This is a genomic window from Lentzea sp. NPDC060358 (genome assembly GCF_042725365.1).
In the GTDB taxonomy this organism is placed as follows: Bacteria; Actinomycetota; Actinomycetes; order Mycobacteriales; family Pseudonocardiaceae; genus Lentzea.
This window is the reverse complement of the sequence record NZ_JBHXCW010000353.1, coordinates 1-6,130: the sequence shown is the minus strand read 5'-3', so window position 1 is coordinate 6,130 and position 6,130 is coordinate 1. Positions and strand designations below refer to the sequence as shown.

Here is a 6,130-nt window from a genome sequence, read left to right as displayed (position 1 = left end):
GCGCACCTCGGGCAGGAGGTGCGCAGGCCCGTCGTCCGTTGCTGTGCCTAGAAAACGCTCTCGTCGACGTCCATCAGCGAGTTGTCCGTGGACTCCGCGATCTTGCGGCGGGCGGTGAGCTCCGGCAGCACGTTCTTCGCGAAGAACGACGCCACGGCGACCTTGCCCTCGTAGAACGCCTTGTCCTTGGCCGACACGGTGCCGCCGAGCTTCTGCAGCGCGACCTCGGCCTGGCGCAGCAGCAGCCAGCCGACGAGCACGTCGCCCGCGGTCATCAGCAGGCGGACCGAGTTCTGGCCGACCTTGTAGAGGTTGCGGACGTCCTCCTGCGACGACGTCAGGTAGCCCACCAGCGAGCCGAGCATGCCCTGCAGGTCCTCGAGACCCTGCTTGAGCAGCGCGCGCTCCTCCTTCAACCGGCCGTTGCCGCCCTCGTTGTCGAGGAAGGACTGGATCTCGCCGTTGAGGAACGCGAGCGCCTGGCCCTTGTCGCGGATGATCTTGCGGAAGAAGAAGTCCAGCGACTGGATCGCCGTGGTGCCCTCGTACAGCGAGTCGATCTTGGCGTCGCGGATGTACTGCTCGATCGGGTACTCCTGCAGGAAGCCCGAGCCGCCCAGCGTCTGCAGCGACTGCGCCAGCTGCTCGTACGCGCGCTCCGAGCCGACGCCCTTGACGATCGGCAGCAGCAGGTCGTTGACCTTGGCCGCGAGCTCCGCGTCGCCGCCGCCGAGCATCACCTTGTCCTGCTGCGTCGCGGTGTAGAGGTACACGGCGCGCAGGCCCTCGGCGTACGCCTTCTGCAGCATCAGGCTGCGGCGCACGTCCGGGTGATGGGTGATGGTGACGCGCGGGGCGGTCTTGTCCGTCATGCGCGTGAGGTCGGCGGACTGGACGCGCTCCTTGGCGTAGGACAGCGCGTTGAGGTAGCCGGTCGACAGCGTCGCGATGGCCTTGGTGCCGACCATCATGCGGGCGTACTCGATGACGTCGAACATCTGCGCGATGCCGTCGTGCACCTCGCCGAGCAGCCAGCCCTTGGCGGGCACGCCGTGCTGGCCGAACGTCAGCTCGCACGTGGTGGACGCCTTGAGGCCCATCTTGTGCTCGACGTTGGTGACGAAGGCGCCGTTGCGCTCACCCAGCTCACCGGACTGCGGGTCGAAGTGGAACTTCGGCACCAGGAACAGCGACAAGCCCTTGGTGCCCGGCTTCGGCTCGACGCCGTCGCCCTCGGGACGCGCCAGCACCATGTGCATGATGTTCTCGGTGAGGTCCTGGTCCGCGGACGTGATGAAGCGCTTCACGCCCTCGATGTGCCAGGAACCGTCGTCCTGCTTGATCGCCTTGGTGCGACCGGCGCCGACGTCCGAGCCGGCGTCCGGCTCGGTGAGCACCATCGTGGCGCCCCAGCCGCGCTCGATCATCAGGTTGGCCCAGTGCTGGTCGCGCTCGGTGCCGTTGTTGTAGACGACCGTCGCGAAGCTCGGACCCGCCAGGTACATGTAGACCGCCGGGTTCGCGCCGAGCAGCAGCTCGGACGCGGCCCAGGTGACCGACGGCGGGGTGCCGAAGCCGCCCAGCTCGTTCGGCAGGAACAGGCGGTACCACTCGCCGTCCCACACGGCCCGGTACGACTTCTTCAGCGACTCCGGCAGGGTCGCCGAGTGCGTCGCCGGGTCGAACACCGGCGGGTTGCGGTCCGCGTCGGCGAAGGAGTCGCCGAGGACGCCCTCCGCGAGGTTCTTGACCTCGGCCAGCACGCTGCGCGCCGTGTCCTCGTCGGACTGCTCGAACGGCCCCGTGCCGAGGTGGTCCTGCACGTTGAAGACCTCGAACAGGTTGAACTCGAGATCCCGGACGTTGCTCTTGTAGTGGCCCATCTCGTCAGCTCACTCCTCAGGGTCGGGGCGGGCGTCGCCTACTGACCGGTAACAACAGAGTATTACTCGACAGTAACCCCGGCAAGGCCGACCACCCACTGGTGGCGAACCCGACAGTGCTCCAGACGACCTGAATCGGGCACGAGAGCCGGTCAGACGCGTGCCGGGCGCTCGGGGACCATGTCGAGCAGGCCGGGGTTCGCGAGCTCCTGCATGGCGACCGCTCGGGGCAGCATGACCGATTCGTAGGCCTGGACGCCCTCGCGGACACCGTGCGCGGCGATCGCGAGCGCCAGTTCGGCCGCGTCCTGCAGGGCGAGGTTCGCCCCGACGCCCAGCGGCGGCATCAGGTGGGCGGCGTCACCGAGCAGCGTCACACCGGGCGTGGTCGCCCACGTGTGCGGCGTCGGCAGCGTGTGGAGCGGCCGGTGGATCGGCTCGCCCACGAGGAACGCCCGCAGGTCCGGGTGCCAGTCCGCGTAGAGGTCGAGCAGCTCGGCGGTGGAGGGCTTCCAGTCCTCCACCGCGCGCAGGCACGCGTACGCGCGGATGTGGTCGCCGCTGTTGCGCTGCGCCCACAGCATCAGGCCCTCGTGCTCGGCGACCATCGTGCCGCCGCCGGTGAGGGCGAGCAGGCGCTCGTCGCGGTCGTGGCGCGTCTCGACGAACAGCACGCCGGTGTAGTGCGGCACGGCGGGCGAGACGGCCGGCCGCACCCGCGACCAGGCGCCGTCCGCGCCGACGACCAGGTCGAACGCCGCGGCTGCACCGTCCAGGAACGTGACCTCGCCGCCCGGCGCGGCCGCCGCGACGCCCCGGCCCCACGCGACGGTGCCCGGCGCCAGCGAGTCGAGCAGGAGCTGCCGCAGCTGGCCGCGGTCGATCTCCGGGCGGAAGTCGCCCTCCGCCGGCTCGTGCTCGACCAGCTCGGCGGTCGCGTGGTCGACCTTGCGCTGCTCCTGGCCCTCGAAGCGGGCCAGCGCGCGCCACTCGTCGTAGAGGCCCGCGGCGCGCACGGCCTCCTGGCCGCTGCCGGCGTGCAGGTCGATGGTGCCGCCCTGCTGGCGGGCGTCCGGCGAGCTCTCGCGCTCGAAGACGGTGACGTTCTCGAAGCCCCGCTGCTGGAGGACGCGGGCGCAGGTGAGGCCGCCGAGCCCGGCCCCTGCGATGGCGATGTGCGGTGCGGTCATGTCTCCATGAAAGCGTATCGAATCTAAAAGTGCAATCACTACACTTTTGGAGCTGCTCAACCAATGCGGTAAGCTCGGCCGGTGACCGAACTCGGCCGTCGTGAGCGCAAGAAGCTGCAGACCCGCCAGTCCATCGCCGACGCGGCGCTGGAGCTCTTCCTGGCGCGCGGGTTCGACGACGTGGGCGTGAAGGAGATCGCCGACACGGCCGACGTGTCGGTCACGACGCTGTTCAAGCACTTCCCGAGCAAGGAGGCGCTGCTCTTCGACGAGGACGAGGAGATGGAGGCGGCGCTGGTCGAGGTCGTGCGCGACAGGGAGGGCCGGTCGATCCCGATGGCGTTGCGCGACCACTTCGTGGAGGCGGCCAGGGGGCACGTCGACCACCCGAGGTTCGAGGTCTTCCAGCGGCTGGTGCTCGAGACGCCCGCGCTGCGCGACTACGGGCACCGGATGTGGACGCGGCACCAGGGCGCGCTGGCGCAGGCGATCGCGGAGGAGGTCGGCGCCGCGGCGGACGACGTCCGGTGCGCGGCGCTGGCCCGGTTCGCGCTGGAGGCCAGGGACGTGATCCTCGGTCGCGAGGACCGCGAGCGCGCGGCCGACGAGGTCTTCGGCTTACTCGAGCACGGGTGGGCCGCCCAGCAGCAGCCCTGACCGGTAGGCCAGCGACACGGCGTGCGTCCGGTCGCGGGCGCCGAGCTTGCGCAGGATGCCCTTCACGTGGGTGCGCACGGTCTCGACCGACACCACGAGGTGGTCGGCGACCTGCTGGTTCTCCAGGCCCTCCGCCACGAGCGCGAGCACCTCGTACTCGCGCCGGGTGAGCGTCGGCCGTTCCTTCGACCGCAGGTCGGGGTGCACGAACGCGCGCGAGCGGCAGGTCTCGGCGATCACCCGCACGATCTCGCCCGGCTGGGCGTTGCGCGGCACGACACCGCGCACGCCGGCGTCCAGCGCGGTCGTCAGGTAGGTGCCGCGGGCGTGGGCGTCGCGGACCAGCCCGATGATCAGCAGCGCGGGGTCGCGTTCGACCAGCAGTCGCGCGAGGTGCCCCGCGGGGTCGAGCACGGAGTCGACGAGCAGCACGTCCGGTCGCAGCCGGTCGTGCAGGCGGACGGCGGAGTGCGGGTCACCCGTCGAGCCCAGCCAGCGCAGCCCGGGGGTGCGCCGGACGAGGGCGGACAGGCCTTCGCGGTACAGCGGCAGGGGGTCGATCAGCGCGACGCCGGGAGCAGGCCGGCCTGGCGGGAGCATCAGCACCTCCGTTCGTGCTTCCAGACGAGTGACGTCGTTCCCTCGGACGCGTGACGCGGAATAGTCGGTTCACGTGGATGAACAAGGGTCACAAACGTGATTCAAGGTGGGCGCAGGTCTTCCGCCCCGCCGCAACAGTCTCGTAAGACCTACGTCACATATCCCGTGCGGATGTGCCAGGTTCCGCCGCCCCAGGCCTGGTGCTTTCGCGGGCACACGTGTGTGCACACGCCGCAGGAGGTCACATGGGCACCCTCGACTGGGTAGTCGTCGTCGGCTACTTCTTCGTGATGGTCGCGATCGGGCTCTGGTCACGCGGGCGGGTCCAGAACATCGCCGACTTCTTCACCGCCGGCGGCAAGATGCCCTGGTGGTTGTCCGGAATCTCGCACCACATGTCGGGCTACAGCGCGGTCATGTTCGTCGCGTTCGCGTCCGAGGCCTACCGGCTCGGCCTCACGGTCTACGTGTGGTGGTCGCTGACCATCGGCATCGGTGTCGGCATCGGCGCGTTCCTGTTCGCCCCGCGGTGGAACAGGTTGCGCGCCAAGCACGACGTCAAGTCACCGCTCGAGTACCTGGCCAAGCGCTACAACCTGCCCACCCAGCAGGTCATGGCCTACGCGGGCGCGTTGCTCAAGGTCGTCGACATCGCCGCCAAGTGGGCGGCCGTCTCGATCCTGCTGCGCGGCTTCGCGGGTGTCCCGATCACCTGGGGAATCATCATCATCGGCCTGGTCACGATGGTGTACTCGGTGCTCGGCGGCCTCTGGGCCGACGCGCTCACCGACTTCGGCCAGTTCGTCATCCAGGCCGCAGCCGGCTTCGCGATGTTCTTCGCCGTAGCCGGGCGCCTCGGCTGGGGTTTCCCCGCGACGATCTGGGAGAAGCTGCCGGAGAGCCACAGCGACCCGCTCGCCGGCCCGTACACGTCGACGTTCCTGATGGCGCTCTTCCTGATCAAGACGCTCGAGTACAACGGCGGCATGTGGAACCTGGCGCAGCGCTACATGGCCGCGCCGTCCGGTTTCGCGGCCAAGCGCTCCGCGCTGCTGTCGTCCGCGCTGTGGCTGGTGTGGCCGCTCGTGCTGTTCTTCCCGATGTGGGCCGCCCCGCTGATCGTGCCGGGCCTCGAGGGCGCGCAGGCGGAGAACGCCTACATCGAGATGGGCAAGGAGATGCTCCCCGCGGGCATGATCGGCCTGGTCCTGGCGGGCTTCTTCTCGCACACCATGGCGATGGTGTCCTCCGACGCCAACGTGATCGCGGCCGTGATCAACCGCGACATGCTGCCCCACATCTGGAAGAAGGTGAAGTCGTTCTCGGCGGACAACCAGCTCCTGCTGGCCCGCGTGACGACGTTCGCGTTCATCGGCATCAGCATGATCATCGCCATCGCCTCGGGAGGCCAGGGCTTCGTCCTGAAGGTCGTGGTCGACCTGGTCGCCGCCACGATGGGCCCGATCGCCATCCCGCTGATGCTGGGCCTGCTCCCGTGGTTCCGCAAGATCGGCTCCACCGCCGCCATCGCCTCGGTCGTCGGCGGCCTGGGCATGTGGGCGTTCCTCTACATAGAGCAGATGAACAAGGCGGCCTGGGTCACCAAGGGCGTGCTCGTGTCGTGGCCGCTGATGCTGTCGCTGGTCCTCTACCTGGCCATCGGCTTCCTGAAGAAGGAGCCCTCCACCGAGCGCGACGTCCTGCTCGACTCGCTCAACTCCGACGAGCCAGAACCGGAGAAGGTGAAGGCGTAAGCCGCTCGTTGCGCATGATCCTCGCGGCGGCGCACCCGAACAGGGT

General features: G+C 69.3%; 5 protein-coding genes. 2 read left to right on the top strand and 3 right to left on the bottom strand.

Going from position 1 to position 6,130, the window contains the following annotated elements:
• Positions 1-47 precede the first annotated feature (47 nt).
• Both ACFWGZ_RS38755 and ACFWGZ_RS38750 read right to left on the bottom strand, forming a co-directional pair.
• A complete protein-coding gene (locus tag ACFWGZ_RS38755; RefSeq protein WP_382456576.1) occupies positions 48-1,883 on the bottom strand; it encodes an acyl-CoA dehydrogenase in 1,836 nt (611 codons plus the stop codon).
• 152 nt (positions 1,884-2,035) lie between these two features.
• Complete coding sequence (locus tag ACFWGZ_RS38750; RefSeq protein WP_382456575.1) at positions 2,036-3,073, bottom strand: FAD-dependent oxidoreductase; 1,038 nt, start codon at positions 3,071-3,073, stop codon at positions 2,036-2,038.
• Between the two features lie 81 nt (positions 3,074-3,154).
• On the opposite strand from ACFWGZ_RS38750, the gene ACFWGZ_RS38745 reads away from it, so the two are divergent.
• Positions 3,155-3,730: a TetR/AcrR family transcriptional regulator gene (locus ACFWGZ_RS38745; protein WP_382456574.1), complete on the top strand. Its 576-nt coding sequence runs from the start codon at positions 3,155-3,157 to the stop codon at positions 3,728-3,730.
• Here the strand turns inward: ACFWGZ_RS38745 and ACFWGZ_RS38740 are convergent.
• Positions 3,692-4,330 (bottom strand): response regulator transcription factor, encoded by a 639-nt coding sequence (locus tag ACFWGZ_RS38740; RefSeq protein WP_382456573.1) that lies wholly within the window; start codon positions 4,328-4,330, stop codon positions 3,692-3,694. The two genes, ACFWGZ_RS38745 and ACFWGZ_RS38740, sit on opposite strands and share 39 nt — an antisense overlap.
• Before the next feature lie 245 nt (positions 4,331-4,575).
• Here ACFWGZ_RS38740 and ACFWGZ_RS38735 point away from each other — a divergent pair, with 245 nt between their 5' ends.
• Positions 4,576-6,084 (top strand): sodium:solute symporter family protein, encoded by a 1,509-nt coding sequence (locus ACFWGZ_RS38735; RefSeq protein WP_382456572.1) that lies wholly within the window; start codon positions 4,576-4,578, stop codon positions 6,082-6,084.
• The last annotated feature ends 46 nt before the right edge of the window (positions 6,085-6,130 follow it).

Bases quoted from the DNA above. Each gene is read 5' to 3' on its own strand.
- ACFWGZ_RS38735 (WP_382456572.1), top strand. From the start codon at position 4,576: ATGGGCACCCTCGACTGGGTAGTCGTCGTCGGCTACTTCTTCGTGATG.
- ACFWGZ_RS38740 (WP_382456573.1), bottom strand. From the start codon at position 4,330: ATGCTCCCGCCAGGCCGGCCTGCTCCCGGCGTCGCGCTGATCGACCCC.
- ACFWGZ_RS38750 (WP_382456575.1), bottom strand. From the start codon at position 3,073: ATGACCGCACCGCACATCGCCATCGCAGGGGCCGGGCTCGGCGGCCTC.
- ACFWGZ_RS38755 (WP_382456576.1), bottom strand. From the start codon at position 1,883: ATGGGCCACTACAAGAGCAACGTCCGGGATCTCGAGTTCAACCTGTTC.